We start from the raw sequence: 16020 nt of genomic DNA on the forward strand, positions 1-16020 counted from the left end.
CGCGCGACGACGTTGCGCACAGGCCAACGCAATCAGATGCCGCGTCGCGCGGCCATGAACGCGTCGACAAATCGAAGCGCCTGCTCGCATTGATCGAGCGTGAGCATGTGGATGGAATTGGGCAGCGGATCGAAGCCGAGTTCCGTCGCGACCCAGCGGACCGCTTTCGCGCGCGCTTCGAATGCATTGACGCCATCGCGCCGCACCTTGCCGGCGACGAGCGGTTCGAGCGCATCGTGCAAACGGCTTTTCGCGTCGCGCAGCGCGGCGTCGGCGAGTCGTCCGAGCGGCACGTGGCGCGTGCTGCGCGCGTGAATGCCGATCCACGCCTGACACGGCGTGCAGATCCACACGGGACCGTGATCGTCGCGATATGGATAGCTTTCGTCGCCTGCCCGCGCGAGCACGGCTTTCGCCCCGCAGTAATCGCATAGCGGTTGCGGCAGCGCCTTCACGGGTTTGCCTACGCGCATGGCAACGTCTCAGTCGGTTTCAGTGGCTTCATACAAAGGTTCGCCCGATGGCCGAAGCGCACGGGCCGGACAAAAGCACTAGCTTACCGAAACATGCCAAACGAGGGCACGGCTCGCCGAACCCGATCGCCCGTGTGCGTCACGCGCCGTCACATGAGATTGATGATGCTGCACCACTGCGCACGCGCACGGCACCGATCACAGTGAAATCACGAACGGCGTTTGGCCCTTTCGAGCCGATCGCGCTGCCGCGCGGCATAAAGCCGTAAGCCGCGCGCGATCCAGAAAGAGGATCGCGGCGCGGCCCATGTACGCGACGTCACTTCCCGGCATTGAGGGGCGTCGCCGATGCGCGCGCATTGTCCGCCGTCATCTTCGCGCCGCCTGGCCGATAGCCGTTCGAGTAGAGCAGGAACGCCATGATGTCGGCGTAATCCTGATCCTTCATCTTGCCCGGTTTGTCGGCGGGCATGTTCGTCGCCATGTACGTGAATATGCCGCCGATGGTCAGATGCGCATTGGACGCGGGCGCAAACGCCGGCCCTTGCAGCGCGGGCGCCGTCACGCCTTGCAACTGCGCGCCGTGGCATTTCGCGCAAGCCGCCGAATAGAGCATCTTGCCGTGCGTCGCCTGCGCCTGATCGAAAGACGGCGCGCCGCTTGCCGCGTCGGCGGCGATCTTCACGAAGCCGCCCGCGTCGTTCGAATTCGCGGCCGCGAGCAACGCCGGCCGGACGACCGCACGCGATCCATGCGATCCGCCAGGTCCGTCGCGATAACGCGCGGGATCGTCGGCGGAAGTTTCGGCGATTGCATTCGCGGGCATCGTCCAGTCGCGTGTCAATGCGATCAGCCGGCCATCGTTCGACAGCGTATTGAGCGCCGCGTCGATCCGTTCGCGCAACGCGGCCGTGCGCGGCCCGAACGCGAACACGAGCTGCCAGTCCGCGTACGGCGAGCGCGCGGCGGCGACCGTGAAGCGCTGCTGCGGATGCGCAAGCCGATAAGCGACGACGGCGGGATACCAGACGATCGCGCGCTGCGCTTGTCCTCTCGCGACGGCATCGACGGTCAATGCCGACGTGTTCTCCAGATCGAGCGTGATGCTCTGCTGCTGCACGGCGATCAGTTGCGCGGGACTCGCGTACATCGCCGCGACCGTGTTCTTTGCGGCACCTTGCGGATTCGCGTCGGGCGCTTCGATGCTCACGTAGCCCGCGCGCAGATAGCCGCGCGAAAACTGCAGCTTGCTGTTGGAAGCATCCGCGACGATCGAGCGCGGAAAGCCAGCGATCACGTCGCAGTCGCGTGCGAGCGTCCTGTCGAGTTCCTTCAGCGAAACGCCATCGTCGTCGCCATCGCCGATGCCGTGCTTGACGAACGTCGCGGGGATGCCCGCCTGCGCGAACACGTCGCGCGCGACGGCTTGATCCAGTGCCGCGGACGGGCTGCCGGGAAACGTGCAGACCTTCACGTTCGCCATCGAGGGCACCGATGCGAGCGCGAGGCAGGCAGCAAGCACGCTCGCCGCCGGAATACGATTGAGAGAGTGGTTCATGTCGAAGCGTCCGGAAAGATCGGGACGGGCGCGACGCATTGCGCGCGCCGCGTCCCGGTTCTGCGAAATCACGAATGGCTGAGTGCGAACACGTAGAGCGTTCCGCCGCGCGGCACCTTTTCTGCGACCTTGGCCATCGGGCCGCCCCAGATCGGGTTGGCGCCGCCGTAGCCCGCGAGCACCGCGACGTATTCCTTGCCGTCGATCTCGAACACCGACGGCTGCGCGATGATCCCGCTGGCGAGTTTCGGGCTTTGCCACAGCACCTTGCCGCTCGTGACGTCGAACGCATACAGATGGCCGTCGAGCGAGCCGCTGAACGCGAGGCCGCTCGCCGTCGTTGCGACACCGCCGTTCCATGGCAGCTTGCTCCAGTGGCTCCAGAGCTTCTTGCCCGTGTTCACGTCGATGGCTTGCAGTTCGCCGTATCCCTGGCTGCCCGGCTCCGGCTTGATCTCGAAGCCTTCGCCCAGATACGGCAGTCCTTCCATGTAGTTCACCGACTTGCCGGACAGCGACATGCACGCGTGCAGCGTCGGCACGATGGCGATGTGCTTGTCCGCATCGTATGAAACCGACCACCAGTTCTTGCCGCCGAGAAAGCTCGGACAGGTCTCAATGGTCGTGCCCGTCTTCGGATACTTCGATTCGTCCTGCACGGGCTTGCCATCGACCGTATAGCCCGTGACCGAGGTCGCTTTCACGAACGGGCGCGCATAGATCAGCTTGCCGTTGCTTCGGTCGATCGCGTGGAAATAGCCGTTGCGGTCTGCGTGAATGATCGCGTCATAGTCCTTGCCTTCGTACTTGATGTTCGCGAGCACGGGCGTGTTGACGCCGTCGTAGTCCCACGTGTCGTGACGCGTGTACTGATAGTGCCATTTGAGGTCGCCCGTCTTCGGATCGAGTGCGAGCAGCGAGTCCGAATAGAGGTTGTCGCCGGGACGAAGATCGGCGAGCCACGGCCCCGGATTGCCGACGCCCCAATAGAGCGTCTTGCTCCCGGAGTCGTAGGTGCCCGTCAGCCACGCGGGCGCGCCGCCGTGCCCCTGCATGCCGTCGGGCCATGTGTTGCCGCCCGGTTCCTTCGCGCCGGGCACGGTATAGCGCTTCCACAGCACGTTGCCGTTCGCGGGATCGAGCGCGGCGATGAATCCGCGCGCGCCATACTCGCCGCCCGAGCTGCCGACCACGAGCGCGCCGTCCAGTGCGAGCGGCGCGAGCGAGAACGCGTAGCCCGTACCCGGATCGAACATCTGCTTCTTCCACACGAGCGCGCCGCTTTGCGCATCGAGCGCAGCCACTTCGCCGCTCAACATCGCGACATAGACGTTCTTGCCGTACAGCGCCACGCCCCGGTTCACGACATCGCAGCACGCGGTTTTGAACGACTCGGCACCGAGCTTCGGCTCGTACTTCCACAGCGTTTTGCCGGACACGGCATCGAACGCGTAGACGTTGTCCTTGGGCGTCGTCACGAACAGATAGCGTCCGTTGACGAGCGGCGTCGCTTCGAAGCCTTGCTGAAGGTCGGCTGGAAACTTATAGGCCCATGCCTGCTTGAGACCCCTCACGTTCGACGCGTCGATCTGCTTGAGCGGCGAGTGCGCCTGGCCGTTGTAGGTGCGGTAGTAGGTGAGCCAGCCCGGATCGCTTTGCGCCGACGTTAGCCGCTCGTAGGTCACAGCGGGATAGTCGGCCGCGGCGGCGACGGGCCCCGGCCTCAGACTGATGGTTGCCGCGACGGCGGCGGCCAGCATCGCGAGCCGCGCGGGCGAAGCCGAACTTGTCTTCATCGTTGTCTCCAGTTGAGTTATCGGTGCGACGCCTGTGGGCAGAAGGGTTTCGATCTGCGTGTCGGCTGCGTGGCCGTTAAGGCAAGTCGCATGCCATTGCCGCCTCATTACCTGGTGATCCTCTCGAATCGGCTTGGAGCCCGTGCTTTGCAGGCGTATATGACAACAAGGCGCGCGGCGGGGCAGCGCGTGCTGTGTTGCATCGTGGAGCAGTGGGCCGATCAGGTGTTGCCGAACGTGACAGCACGACGTCGTTCAGTGCGCATGTCGAAACACGACAAGCCGAACATGAGGCGATCCTCACGTAATGCGCGGGAAGACGAAACGTCAGTCGAGCCAGCCGCGTTGTCGTGCGTGGTCGATGAACTGATAGACATCCGGTGCGAGGCCGGACGCGTTGAAGAGCGCTTCGAGCTCGTCGATGATTTCATCGAGTTCGCGCGTGCCGTCGCAGCGCGAGAGAATTTCGCCCGCACTTGGATTGAGCCTCACCATCCCGTCCGGATAGCGCAGCACATAGACGTGCTCGCCGGGCTCCCATTGCAGCCGGAATAGTTGGCTGAGGCGCGGGCGCGCGCCCGGACCGGCATCGGCGGGCATCGGCATCATGGCGTGTCGGCCTTTTTGTTTGCGTCGATGATGCGCCGTCACGCGCCGCGTGCGACGCGCGACGGCATTTCAGCATGACTTCAGCGGACGGCAATGTACATCGTCACTTCGAAACCGAAACGCAAATCCTTATAGGCGGGTGTGCTCCACTGCATGGCTGTCTCCTGGATGGTTTGACGAACGACCGCGGCTCGATGGCGGTCGGGGCCGTGAAACGCAAGCTCCATGCCGGAAGCACTCGCGACGCGGATGAAACAGCCGTCGCACTGGCGTCGGAATAAATCGTTCGTGGCAGGCGTTTAGGTGAAACGCGTGCCGGCGCGCAATTGACCTGCTTCAACACGCTCGTTTGCGTGTGCATGCCGGTCATTGTCCTATGGAGAATCAGTCGATTGCGGCAGTAGCTTTATGAAAGGTGCAGCCATGAGATTCGTTCAACACGTGATGATTCTCGCCAGCACAATTGCGCTTGGCATTTTCCCGGCTCGCGGTGACGCTCAGCAACACGTCAGCGCGACATTGCTCTCGGATGCAATTCAGCTCGACACCAGCGAGGTCAAAGCTGGGCCCGTGACATTCGACGTCCGCAATGCCGCGGACAACAAGATGGTTCACGAACTCGTCGTGTTGAAGACGTCGCTCGCCGACAATGCGCTTCCGGTTCATAAAGGCCAGGTGCCGGAGCAGAAATTCAAAAAGATGGGCGAAGTCGAGGACGTTGCGCCAGGAAAGAGCCGACACCTCACGATCAAGCTTGCGCCGGGCCACTACGTGCTCGTATGTAACAAACCTGGTCACTATTCGATGGGTATGCATGCGTCGCTTGCCGCGACACCGTGAAGCGCGTAATCCGGGCGAAGATCGAGGTTCTTCGCGCGAAGCACGGATAGACGTGGAATAAATGGGCCGCTCACACGTTTACGCGTCGAGCGGCTTTTCGCGCCGAAGCATTGAAGACTCTCAGAGCTTTTCCCAGCCGCCCGGGCAGCTGGGGTGACCGCAAGGGAAGGAGGTGCCCTATGAAAGCTTTGATGCAGTTGTCTGCCTTCGAATCTCCCACGCCATTCATACGCCCATCGAAGCTCCGTCGAACGTTCTGCTTTACGCCCGTGCGCTTAACCGCCGCCATGTGCGGCATCGGCCTCGCCGTACTGTCGCTGGGGCCCTCTGTGGCAGGCGGAGAACCTGTCATTCCGCCGACATCGACCGTCGCTTCGACGGTTCCAGTCAAGCATGACCTCAATCCGTACGGCATTGCTTTCGTGCCGGGTGGCGTGCCGGCAGGCAGCGCGCTGAGCCCCGGCGACGTCCTCGTATCGAACTTCAACGCCGCGTCGAACAAGCAAGGCACCGGGACGACCATCGTGAAGCTCGTGACCGACGGCCAGCCAGTGACCTTTTTCCAGGGGCAGAATCTGGGCCTCACCACCGCACTTGCGGTACTGAAGAGCGGCTTTGTGCTGGTCGGCAATCTTCCGACGACGAACGGCACAGCCATCACCTCGCCTGGCTCGCTATTGGTGATCAACCCGCAAGGCGGGCTCCTCAGCGAACTGAAAGATTCAACACTGCTGGACGGTCCGTGGGACATGACGGTCATCAGCGAGCAGGGGGCGCAGGTCACCGCGTTCGTCTCGAACGTGTTGAATGGAACAGTGGCACGGATCGATATCGACATTGGCGCGAGCGGCGCGACGCTCCTGAGCAGCTCGCGCATCATTGCGTCCGGCTACGCGCATCGAACCGATCCCGCCGCGCTCGTCGTCGGCCCGACGGGGCTGGCCTATGACGCCGCCCACGACGTGCTTTACGTCGCATCGACCAACAACAACCAGGTGTTCGCGGTTTCGGGTGCTGCGGCGCTCACGCACGATAACGGTCCGGGAACGGTCATCTATCAGGACAATGACCATCTTCACGGGCCACTGGCATTGGCGCTCGCGCCGAACGGCGATCTGGTGACGGCGAATGGCGATGCCATCAATCCTGACGCGAAGCAATCGAGTGAAATCGTCGAGTTCACGCCCGACGGGCATTTCGTTGCGCAGATGCAGGTCGATCCGACGCCGGGCTCCGCATTCGGCCTTGCGTTCGGTCTGAGCAGCAGCGGACAGTCGCAGTTCGCGGCAGTCAACGACAACACGAATACGGCGACCGTCTGGACGTTGCGCACAAGCAATGGCAACGGACCTTAGAGGACGGATCGAGCGATACCGCATGTGACGCCAGCAAGCGCGAGCGATCTTGCGGCTCGACGGTGAACAGGTTGTCCAGATTTGGAGCACACGTGTTTCAAAAAGCAACAACGGGTGCAACAGCACGCAGCACGCTGCAAATATACAGAGGAATGCGGACAGAGAATGCGGCGTGCTACGTGTCGTCATGCGTTGAGTCGGCTTGCGCACTGCTGCCGTTGCCCAATGACGGCATCTTGCGATAGACCGTGTTGCGCGAAATGCCGAGCGCGCGCGCGGCCGCCGACACGTTGCCGTTGTGTTTCGCGACAGCCACGGCGATCGCGCACGCCTGCACGTCCTGAAGCCGCGCGCCTGGCAGCGGCAACGCATCGCTCGCGGGCTGCGGCGCGGGCGCCGGCTTTGCGCGCAGATCGTCGAAGAAGTCTTCGGGCAGATGCTCGCGCCTGACCTGGCCATCGTCGTCGACCATCGCGGCGGCCGTGCGCAGCAGATTGCCGAGTTGCCTGAAATTGCCCGGCCACGCGCATTGCTCGAAGAGCGTCATCACATCGTCGGCGACGCTGAGCCGCGCGCCCGTGATTTCGTCGGGCGGCGTCAGTTGCAGCATCTTTTCGATCACGACGGCGAGATCCGTCCGTTCGCGCAACGGCGGCAGCTTGACGACGAGGCCGTTCAATCGGTAGTACAGGTCCTCGCGGAAACGGTTCTGCACGATCATCTCGCGCAGATTGCGGTGCGTCGCGCAGATGATGGCGATATCGACGGGAACGGATTTGCTCGAGCCGAGCGGATCGACGACGCGTTCCTGCAGCACCCGCAGCAGCCGCACTTGCAACGGGTACGGCATGTCGCCGATTTCGTCGAGAAAGAGCGTGCCGCCATTGGCCTGCAACAGCTTGCCGACGGCGCCCTTGCGCCGCGCGCCCGTAAAGGCGCCTTCCTCGTAGCCGAACAGTTCCGACTCGATCAGGTTCTCCGGTATCGACGCGCAATTCACGGCGACGAACGGCCCGGCGCGGCGCGGCGAATCGTTGTGGATGGCCTGCGCGAGCAGTTCCTTGCCGGTGCCCGTTTCGCCCGTGATCAGAACGGTAATGTCCTTGCCGATCACCTTGCGCACCTTCGCGATGACGGCGGAAATCTGCGGGTCGCCCGTGTCGAGGCAATCGAGCCGCGATGGCGCGTTCAAGAGCGATGCGCTTCTCGCGGGCTGCGCGCGCGCGGCGGCGGGCGGCGGCGCGACGACCGTGTCCGCGGGCCAGGCGCTCTCGTCGTGCGTCGCGCGGCGAAACTCGACGCTCGCGCAAACGACAGTGCCGTTGTTCAGATCGAGCGAAATGTGATGACCCCGGCTCGCGCGCAGACGGTCGATCAGTTGCGGCGTCGTCAGGCCGAACAGCGACGACAGCGTATGCGCGCGCATGGCCGCAAGCGGCAAGCCCACCTGAAACTGCGCGCTGCGATTCGCGGACAGAAAGCGTCCGTCGCACGTGAAGGCCATGATGCCTTCCATCAGCGTGTCGAGAAATTCCGGCCGTCCATGAAACGCGATTTGCAGCGTATTGCGAAAGGTGCTGGAAAACAGGTGGTTTTCGATCATCTGCGCAGACATCTTCGCGAGCGCCATCGTATGCTGATGGTAGCTGCGATGGTCGCCCGTCACGTCGAGCACGCCAGCGAGATCGCCATACGGATCGAGAATCGGCACACTGGAGCACGTCAGAAAGCGGTTGGCCGCGAGATAGTGCTGGTCGCCGTGCACGACGGTCGCGCAGCGCTCGGCGATCGCCGTGCCGATCGCATTCGTGCCTTGCCGTTCCTCTGCCCAGTTCGCGCCTGCCTTCAGCGCGACCTTTTCGGCGCGCCGCAGAAAGTCGTCGTCGCCGATCGAATGAAGGATCAGCCCTTGCGCATCCGTCAGCACTATCATGCTTTGCGTGTTCGCGATCTGCTCGCGCAGCGTTTCCATCACAGGCGTCGCGTGCGCGCACAGCGCGCGGTTCTGCTCGAGCTTCATGCGCAATTCGCTTTGCGTCAGCACGTCGTAGTCCGGACGCATCGTCGCGTTGAGCCCGAAGGTTTCGGACCGCTCGTGCGCTTTCTGGATCGACGGCGTGAGCCAGCCGCAGTCGCGGCTGACAAATGATCCCGTGATCGGGTGGGGCTGTTCGCGCATTGTCTCCTCCGGTCCCATGCGAGATGGGGGCTGATATCGTGCCGGTCGTGTGCCGGCATCGCCGGATTAAAAAGCAAGACCTGCGCCAAAAAGCCGATACTCTCTTCGGCAGCGAATGAAGTCGTCAGCCGAGCGAAAGGGTGATGTCGTGGCCGAAGCAGTCGGCGTCGGGGCAAACTCGCCTTGGTCGCTTGCGGGGGGCGAACGGGCGGGACGTAGTGATCAGATCGCGAGATGCTGCAGGCTGGCGGGCCTTCGTGATGGCCATGGCTGTGCTATCACGAAGTTACGGTTGCGCGACGGCTGCGAATATTGGTGATTACGCGGAACGCAGCGAGATACGCGGATGGCATGCACACCTTACGCGCGGCTGTTCGCCGTGAAGAAATCGGATGACTCGACCATGACCCGGAATCGCGCGGCATCGCGCAACAGATCGCACGACAGCACGCATCGCAGACTGACCCGCGACGGCCATACGATCGCCTACACCGTACATGGCGACCCTGACGGCGTGCCCATCGTCGTGTTGCATGGCGGGCCGGGAAGCGGCAGTCAGCCTGGCGTGCTGCGTCTGTTCGATCTTGCGCGCTTGCGTGTCGTGATGGTGGATCAGCGAGGCACGGGCGCATCGACGCCGCGCGGCCGTCTGCGTCACAACGATACGCAACGTCTGATCCGCGATCTCGAAGCGATACGCAACGAGCTGGGCGTCGCGCGATGGGGTGTCGTCGGCGGATCGTGGGGCGCCGCGCTTGCGCTGGCTTATGCGGGCACGCATCCGGCGTCTGTCAACGCCGTCGTATTGCGCGGACTCTTCCTGACGTCGAAGCGTGAAGTGCGTCGACTGTTCGTGACGTCGCGTGCGCGTGCGCCGCGAGCGTGGCGCGCGCTGATGCATGCAGCGGAATGCGAACGCGCGTCGTCATTATCGTCGGCTTGCGTACGGTTGCCCGCGATGCGGCACATGCAGGCCAATGCCGTTGCGTTGGCGTGGCGCGCATATGAAAGCGCGATTCTCATGCAGGCTTCGTCGAGATCTTCAGTGTCGCGCAAGAAGAGAATGCCTGGCCGGGACGATGCGACGACGTCGAAGTACCGCATTCAGGCTCACTATCTGATGCACGACTGCTGGCTCGGCGAGCGGCGTCTGATTGCGTTGGCGAAGCGGGCCGTTGCAGCAGGTGTCGCGATTCGCGCAGTGCATGGCCTGCGTGACCCTGTGTGCCCGCCGGACAATCTGCGTCGACTGATGTACGCGGTTCCCGCCGTGCACGCACACTTCGTCGATGCGGGTCATCTCGCATCCGATCCGCGTCTCGCACGCGCGCTGACCGCAACGATTCGCGAAGCGTTTCTGAGCCGATAAAGCGTCACGCCTCAGGTTTCGTTTTCAGCGAGGATGCCGCTAAAGAGATCGGGCATCGCATCGTCCATCTGTTCGCGCGTCGGCAATGTGCCGTCGCGGACCTGTGCGAGTACGGCAGGCGGCAGCCAGGCCTCTTCCATCGCACCGATGCCGCTCTCGATCATCTGTTGCAGGAAGAACGACTGCCTGCGCCCCGTGACTTCGGCCAATAGCCGCAACCTTCGTTCGATCGCGGGGTCCACCCGTACCGCAACCACCTTCAACTTGTTTTCGGCGGTCCTCTTCACCGTATGCTCCTGTTCACTGACTCGCGCCGGAAACGGGCGAGCGGAGCTTCTACCATGACGGTTCGTTGGATGGCAATGCCTTGTGCGGCTTCTTTGTCGAAAATCGTGGAGCGGATGTCATCGGGTTCGCCCGATGGTCGATGACCCGACCGGCTTCGAGACGATTCAAGAGGATTCAAGCGCCTTCAATCATCGTCATCGTCGTGATCGTGATGATGATGCCAGCCGCGATGACGGCCATGGTCGTGCCACCAGCGTTCGTCGCGATAGCCGTATCCACCATAGCCGTAGTAGACGGGCGCGGGCGCATAGACGGCGGGCGGCGGGGCTTCGTACACGACAGGCGGCTGCTCGACATAAACGGGAGCAGGGATGCCGAAAGTCACGCCGACATCGACATGGGCGAATGCGGCCGTAGACGTAGAGGCGGCGATGAGGCCAGCGGTGCAAATGAGGGTTAGGCGTTTCAACTTGTTGCTCCGTTGCGGGCGTTCGCGCAATGAATGCCATGGTGGCGAGTGACGGCATTCTATAAATGCAGTCGTTCTCATGTTGCATCCCGCATGTTGCGTCTGTAACGGGCAGTAACGGGCGGCAGCCTTCGCTTGCGCGTGTGATAAACGCGCCACTAGCAGAAGCGCTGCGTCAGCTCGTAGATCAACAGGAACACGCAGCCCGTGTCGCTTGTGAAGCCTGTGTCGACGGTGCCCGATTCGGCAATGCCGACCCAGCCCGGCAACAGGCGCTGCCCGTTCTGCGTCGCTTCGCCTTCGAGCATGTAGATGAACTCCGGGCCTGTGTGCAGATGCGTGGGAAAGACCGTACCCGGCTCGAACCGCACGAGCTGCATTGCGCGGCCGTTGGCCTTGCCGAGATTCTTGATCTGCACGCTGCTCGCGCAAACCGATTGCGTCCACGGTAGCGCTTGCGCATCGACAGAAGAAAAGTGCGGTGCCGCGTGTGGGCCGTTCATTTCGTCTCCGTTTCGTATGGCGTCAGGGCGTTGACGCGCAATCACTTCTGCGCGATCCGCCGGAGTGTGCGTAATCGAAGTGTAGACGCGGCTCGCAATGCGATCGGCGGCGAGCCCTTGCGCAATCAGAAATTCACCGAGGTAAAGCGATTCCGGTTTGTCACGTTTGGCGCAACTGTGAGTTGGTCGAATAGGTGTTTATCCCAAGTGCCGACACTCCTAGACTGTTTTCAACGCAACGAACAAACCGTTCGACGCATCCAAAATCAATCTGGAGGTAATGATCATGAAATCGCTCATCAAGGCCGTCGCACTTGCTGCTGTCCTCGCTGTTCCGGTTGCATCGTTCGCACAATCCAGTCAGCCGGTTAGCCGTGCACAGGTTCGCGCTGAACTGGTGCAACTGGAAAAGGCCGGTTATGTGCCTTCGAACAGCAGCGACACCCAATACCCCGCCAACATCCAGGCAGCGCAAGCAAAGGTTCAAGCTGCGAATGGCGGGGAAACTAGCGACATTGGCGGCACGGCGGACGGCACTTCTCAGACAGGACAACGCGTGTCGTCCGCGGCAAGCTCGTACTCGGTCCCTGTGTTCGAGCATCATTGATCGAGAGCGCTGGCTCGACGCAGCCAGCGTGACGTAGCGAACCAATCAGCCGCGACATGCGCCGTCACAGGACGGGACGCACGTCGCGGTTTCTTCATTTGACGAGCGTCGCTTGCGACGAACACACGCTGTTCGCATTGCAGTGGCGGCTGCTCGTTTTTTTCGCGCTTTACTGTCCACGTTAGCGTCAGTCGGCTGCGCGCGCGCCAGCGGCTCGCGGGCGGCTTGCGCTGAGCGCACGTCACAGGCGATCCACGCGCGGATCAACCTTCGCGCGCCATATGCCATCCGCCCGTCTTCGGGTCGGCGTAGGCACGCAGCGCTTCGAGCGCCGTCGACACGGCTGCGCGATTTTCGTTTTCCGCGTGCCAGTACATCGACACGGAGCCGAACCCTTCGAGCTGCATCGGCAGAATGTGGACGGCATTCAATTGCTCGAAGCGCAGCGCGGCCCGATGCGAGGCGACGCCGACCAGGTCCGTGTTGTTCAGCAGCGTGAGATTGAGGATCGACGAATTCGTTTCGACGCAATGATTCGGCAACGCGCGGCCCACTGCCGAGAGCGCTGTCTCCAGCGCATTGCGCACGGGCGTGCCCTGCGGCCAGACGATCCACGAATACGCGAGCACGTCGTCCCAGCCGAGCCTGGTCTTGTCTGTCAGCGGATGATGAGGCCGCGCGACGAAGTTGATGGGCTCGGTATAAAGCGGCTCGGTTTGCAACTGCGGATCGTCGTATTCCTGACCCGAGCGGCCGACGACGATATCCAGCTCGCCGCGCGCGAGCTGCGGCATCAGCTGGTTCATCGTGCTCTCGATGATCCGCACCTTCGCGCGCGGCATGCGCTCCAGCAGCCGCGATACGGCAAGCGGCACCGTGTCCGCCGCCGATACGCCCGACGTGCCTATGCTCACGAGTCCGCTGCCGCCTTCGCGCAGCGCAAGCATGTCGTCGCGCGCGTTGTCGAGATGCGCTTCGATGCGGCGCGCGTGCTCGATCAGCGCTTCGCCATAAGGCGTCGGCCGCAAGCCGCGCGCATGCCGCTCGAAAAGCGCCAGGCCGACGTCCTCCTCCAGTTCCTTCAGCCATTTCGACAGCGCCGGCTGCGTCGTATTGAGGGCGGCCGCCGACTGGCTCAGGTTGCCTGTGCTCGCAAGGCTCAGCAGCACTTGCAGATGCCGCAGACGCAGGCGGTAAGTCCAGTCCATCGCGCAGTCCTCCCGTGACGATCCGCCGATCCGGCTTGGGTTTGCGGAGATATATCCAAAACCATATCGATTAGATGAATTCGCCATTTTACCGGGTATAGCTCCGTCGCATATAAATGATGCTCAGAGTCCATGAAACCGGCGCGCGGTCCGCCAGCGCATTGTGCCCGCGAGACACCGAAAGCAAGACAGGAGACGCGAATGACGAACAACCATCCGGGCGCATCGCGCGCGGCCTACTACGAGCAGATCGCCCGCCAGCGCTTGACGCCGCTGTGGGAGTCGCTGCACAACCTCGTGCCGAAAACGCCGCAGCCGAAAGCGCAGCCCGCGATCTGGAAATACTCGCAGGTGCGCGACCTCGTGATGGAGGCGGGCTCCGTGATCAGCGCGGAAGAAGCCGTGCGCCGCGTGCTGGTGCTCGAAAACCCCGGCTTGCCCGGCAAGTCGAGCATGACGCCGAATCTGTACGCCGGGCTGCAACTGATCCTGCCCGGCGAGATCGCGCCGAGCCATCGGCATACGCAATCGGCGCTGCGCTTCATCGTCGAAGGCAAGGGCGCGTGGACGGCCGTCAACGGCGAGCGCACGACGATGCATCCCGGCGACTTCATCATCACGCCGTCGTGGACGTGGCATGACCACGGCAATCCGTCCGTCGAAGAAGGCGGCGAGCCCTTCGTGTGGCTCGACGGTCTCGACATCCCGCTCGTCGCGCAGATGGATGCGGGCTTTGCCGAGAACTATCCCGAAGCGACGCAGCCCGTCTCGCGCCCCGAGGGCGACAGCTTCGCGCGCTTCGGCCACAACATGGTGCCCGTGCGGCATCGCGTGTCCGATCCGACGTCGCCGATTTTCAGCTACCCGTATGAGCGCAGCCGCGAGGCGCTCGACGCGCTGTACCGCAACGGCGAACTCGACGAATGGGACGGCGTGAAGCTGCGCTACGTGAACCCGGCGACGGGCGGCTGGCCGATGCCGACCATCGCGACCTTCATGCAATACCTGCCGAAGGGCTTCAAGGGCCGCATGTATCGCAGCACTGACGCGACGATCTACTGCGTCGTCGAAGGCAAGGGCACGGTGAAGATCGGCAACGACGAATTCGCGTTCGAGCCGCACGATGTGTTCGTCGCGCCGTCGTGGGCGCCCGTGCAACTGTCGGCGTCGGCGGAAAGTGTGCTGTTCAGCTATTCGGATCGCCCTGTGCTCGCGGCGCTGAATCTGCTGCGCGAAGAACGCAGCTAGACGCGCGCTTTCTCGTCCACCTCTTTCCGCATCTTGTGTCTTCGCGCGCCGCATCGGCGGCGCGTGCTCCATCCTTTTATCTGTCGAGTCGAATTCATCATGGCTTTTGTTTTCCCGCCCGAAGCGCACGTCGCGATTTCCGTCGCCGGCAGCGACGCTCAATTCGCGGTGCGCCGCGTCTACTGCGTGGGCCGCAACTACGCGGCCCACGCGCGCGAAATGGGCTTCGATCCCGATCGCGAGCCGCCGTTCTTCTTCTGCAAGCCCGCCGATGCCGTCGTGCCCGTCGCCTATGGCGAAACGCTCGCACTCGCGTATCCATCGCAGACGCAGAACTATCACTACGAAGCAGAACTTGTCGCGGTGATCGGCAAGAGCGGCTCGGATATCGCCGTCGAAGATGCGCTCGATTACGTCTGGGGCTACGCAGTCGGCCTCGACATGACGCGCCGCGACCTGCAAATGAAGATGCGCGAAATGGGCCGTCCGTGGGAGATCGGCAAGGCATTCGATCGATCAGCGCCGATGGGCCCGATTCATCCCGCGAGCACGGCCGGCCACTTCGAGAACGCCGGCCTGTGGCTGACGGTCAACGGCGAGACCAAGCAGAAGAGCGACGTGTCGCATCTGATCTGGTCGGTTGCGGAGACGGTCGCTTATCTGTCGAAGTTCTTCCGCCTCGAACCGGGCGACGTGATCTTCACGGGCACGCCCGAGGGCGTCGGCGCGGTGAAGACGGGCGACACGATGAAAGTCGGCGTCGAGCGTCTGGGTGAACTGACTGTGCGCGTCGTCTGACGCTTCTTGATGCGATTGATGGAAGACTCTGCCGTGCAACTCCATAGCTTCTTCAACAGCTCGACGTCGTACCGCGTGCGCATCGCGCTCGCGCTCAAAGGCGTCGCGTACGACACGCTGCCCGTCAATATCCGCGTCGGTGAACATCGCGCTGCGGATTACGTGGCGAACGTGAATCCGTCCGCGTCGGTGCCCGCGCTGATCGACGGCGACTTCAGACTCGGCCAGTCGCTCGCGATCATCGACTATCTCGACCAGCAATATCCGGAGCCGCGCCTGATTCCGCTCGAACCTGAATTGCGCGCACGTGTGCTCGAATTCGCTGCGCTCATTGGCTGCGATATTCATCCCGTCAACAACCTGCGCGTGCTGCGCTATCTGGAAACGGAGCTGAAGGTCACGCCGCAGCAGAAGACCGCGTGGTATCGGCACTGGATCGCCGAAGGGATGGCGGGCGTCGAGCGCCTGCTCGAACGCCGCAACGCGGGGCCGTGGTGCTTCGGCGCGCAACTGACGCTCGCCGACGTGTGCCTCGTGCCGCAGATCGCGAACGCGCTGCGCATGGACTGCGATCTGCGCGCGTATCGCCGGGGCCTCGCCGTGTATGAGCACGCATTGAAACACCCCGCATTCGACGCCGCGCAGCCGCAGCGTCAACCCGATTACACCGCTTGATTGCAGATCGGCAAACCATCTGCAACGAGACCAAAGGTAGGGCAT

General features: G+C 63.1%; 17 protein-coding genes. 7 read left to right on the top strand and 10 right to left on the bottom strand.

What is annotated here, in order from left to right; translation table 11 throughout:
• Positions 1-32: 32 nt before the first annotated feature.
• From AB4Y32_RS26280 to pqqA, 5 genes are all read right to left on the bottom strand, one after another.
• Positions 33-473 (bottom strand): zinc-finger-containing protein, encoded by a 441-nt coding sequence (locus AB4Y32_RS26280; protein WP_368724160.1) that lies wholly within the window; start codon positions 471-473, stop codon positions 33-35.
• 319 nt (positions 474-792) lie between these two features.
• A complete protein-coding gene (locus AB4Y32_RS26285) occupies positions 793-2031 on the bottom strand; it encodes a c-type cytochrome (protein WP_368724161.1) in 1239 nt (412 codons plus the stop codon).
• A 68-nt stretch (positions 2032-2099) separates the two neighbouring features.
• Complete coding sequence (locus AB4Y32_RS26290) at positions 2100-3827, bottom strand: methanol/ethanol family PQQ-dependent dehydrogenase (RefSeq protein WP_368724162.1); 1728 nt, start codon at positions 3825-3827, stop codon at positions 2100-2102.
• A gap of 327 nt (positions 3828-4154) precedes the next feature.
• On the bottom strand, positions 4155-4436 hold the full coding sequence (gene pqqD, locus AB4Y32_RS26295; protein WP_368724163.1) for a pyrroloquinoline quinone biosynthesis peptide chaperone PqqD: 282 nt from the start codon (positions 4434-4436) through the stop codon (positions 4155-4157).
• A gap of 80 nt (positions 4437-4516) precedes the next feature.
• Positions 4517-4591: a pyrroloquinoline quinone precursor peptide PqqA gene (pqqA, locus tag AB4Y32_RS40715; RefSeq protein WP_439899849.1), complete on the bottom strand. Its 75-nt coding sequence runs from the start codon at positions 4589-4591 to the stop codon at positions 4517-4519.
• 253 nt (positions 4592-4844) lie between these two features.
• On the opposite strand from pqqA, the gene AB4Y32_RS26305 reads away from it, so the two are divergent.
• Both AB4Y32_RS26305 and AB4Y32_RS26310 read left to right on the top strand, forming a co-directional pair.
• Positions 4845-5276: a plastocyanin/azurin family copper-binding protein gene (locus AB4Y32_RS26305; protein ID WP_368724165.1), complete on the top strand. Its 432-nt coding sequence runs from the start codon at positions 4845-4847 to the stop codon at positions 5274-5276.
• A gap of 179 nt (positions 5277-5455) precedes the next feature.
• On the top strand, positions 5456-6631 hold the full coding sequence (locus AB4Y32_RS26310) for a hypothetical protein (RefSeq protein WP_368724166.1): 1176 nt from the start codon (positions 5456-5458) through the stop codon (positions 6629-6631).
• 175 nt (positions 6632-6806) lie between these two features.
• Here the strand turns inward: AB4Y32_RS26310 and AB4Y32_RS26315 are convergent, their stop codons facing one another.
• A complete protein-coding gene (locus AB4Y32_RS26315; protein ID WP_368724167.1) occupies positions 6807-8810 on the bottom strand; it encodes a sigma-54-dependent Fis family transcriptional regulator in 2004 nt (667 codons plus the stop codon).
• A 403-nt stretch (positions 8811-9213) separates the two neighbouring features.
• On the opposite strand from AB4Y32_RS26315, the gene AB4Y32_RS26320 reads away from it, so the two are divergent.
• A complete protein-coding gene (locus tag AB4Y32_RS26320) occupies positions 9214-10179 on the top strand; it encodes an alpha/beta fold hydrolase (protein ID WP_368724168.1) in 966 nt (321 codons plus the stop codon).
• An 11-nt stretch (positions 10180-10190) separates the two neighbouring features.
• On the opposite strand, the gene AB4Y32_RS26325 is transcribed toward AB4Y32_RS26320, so the two are convergent.
• The 3 genes from AB4Y32_RS26325 to AB4Y32_RS26335 all read right to left on the bottom strand — a co-directional run bounded on the left by AB4Y32_RS26325 (position 10191) and on the right by AB4Y32_RS26335 (position 11439).
• Complete coding sequence (locus AB4Y32_RS26325; RefSeq protein WP_368724169.1) at positions 10191-10466, bottom strand: hypothetical protein; 276 nt, start codon at positions 10464-10466, stop codon at positions 10191-10193.
• A 185-nt stretch (positions 10467-10651) separates the two neighbouring features.
• Positions 10652-10936, bottom strand: a complete 285-nt coding sequence (locus AB4Y32_RS26330; protein ID WP_087733216.1) for a hypothetical protein — start codon at positions 10934-10936, stop codon at positions 10652-10654.
• A 158-nt stretch (positions 10937-11094) separates the two neighbouring features.
• Positions 11095-11439, bottom strand: coding sequence for a cupin domain-containing protein (locus AB4Y32_RS26335; protein WP_368724170.1), 345 nt, complete (start codon positions 11437-11439; stop codon positions 11095-11097).
• A 286-nt stretch (positions 11440-11725) separates the two neighbouring features.
• Here AB4Y32_RS26335 and AB4Y32_RS26340 point away from each other — a divergent pair, with 286 nt between their 5' ends.
• Positions 11726-12046, top strand: coding sequence for a DUF4148 domain-containing protein (locus AB4Y32_RS26340; protein WP_368724171.1), 321 nt, complete (start codon positions 11726-11728; stop codon positions 12044-12046).
• A 263-nt stretch (positions 12047-12309) separates the two neighbouring features.
• Here the strand turns inward: AB4Y32_RS26340 and AB4Y32_RS26345 are convergent, their stop codons facing one another.
• Positions 12310-13254 carry a LysR substrate-binding domain-containing protein gene (locus AB4Y32_RS26345; protein WP_368724172.1) on the bottom strand — a complete coding sequence of 315 codons (945 nt, stop codon included), beginning with the start codon at positions 13252-13254 and terminating at the stop codon, positions 12310-12312.
• 201 nt (positions 13255-13455) lie between these two features.
• On the opposite strand from AB4Y32_RS26345, the gene gtdA reads away from it, so the two are divergent.
• The 3 genes from gtdA (at position 13456) to maiA (ending at position 15975) form a co-directional block, all read left to right on the top strand.
• Positions 13456-14502, top strand: a complete 1047-nt coding sequence (gtdA, locus tag AB4Y32_RS26350; RefSeq protein WP_368724173.1) for a gentisate 1,2-dioxygenase — start codon at positions 13456-13458, stop codon at positions 14500-14502.
• Between the two features lie 99 nt (positions 14503-14601).
• Positions 14602-15300 carry a fumarylacetoacetate hydrolase family protein gene (locus AB4Y32_RS26355; RefSeq protein ID WP_368724174.1) on the top strand — a complete coding sequence of 233 codons (699 nt, stop codon included), beginning with the start codon at positions 14602-14604 and terminating at the stop codon, positions 15298-15300.
• Between the two features lie 33 nt (positions 15301-15333).
• Complete coding sequence (gene maiA / locus AB4Y32_RS26360) at positions 15334-15975, top strand: maleylacetoacetate isomerase (protein WP_368724265.1); 642 nt, start codon at positions 15334-15336, stop codon at positions 15973-15975.
• Positions 15976-16020: the final 45 nt, after the last annotated feature.

Source organism: Paraburkholderia phymatum (assembly GCF_040965635.1).
Classification (GTDB): domain Bacteria; phylum Pseudomonadota; class Gammaproteobacteria; order Burkholderiales; family Burkholderiaceae; genus Paraburkholderia; species Paraburkholderia phymatum_B.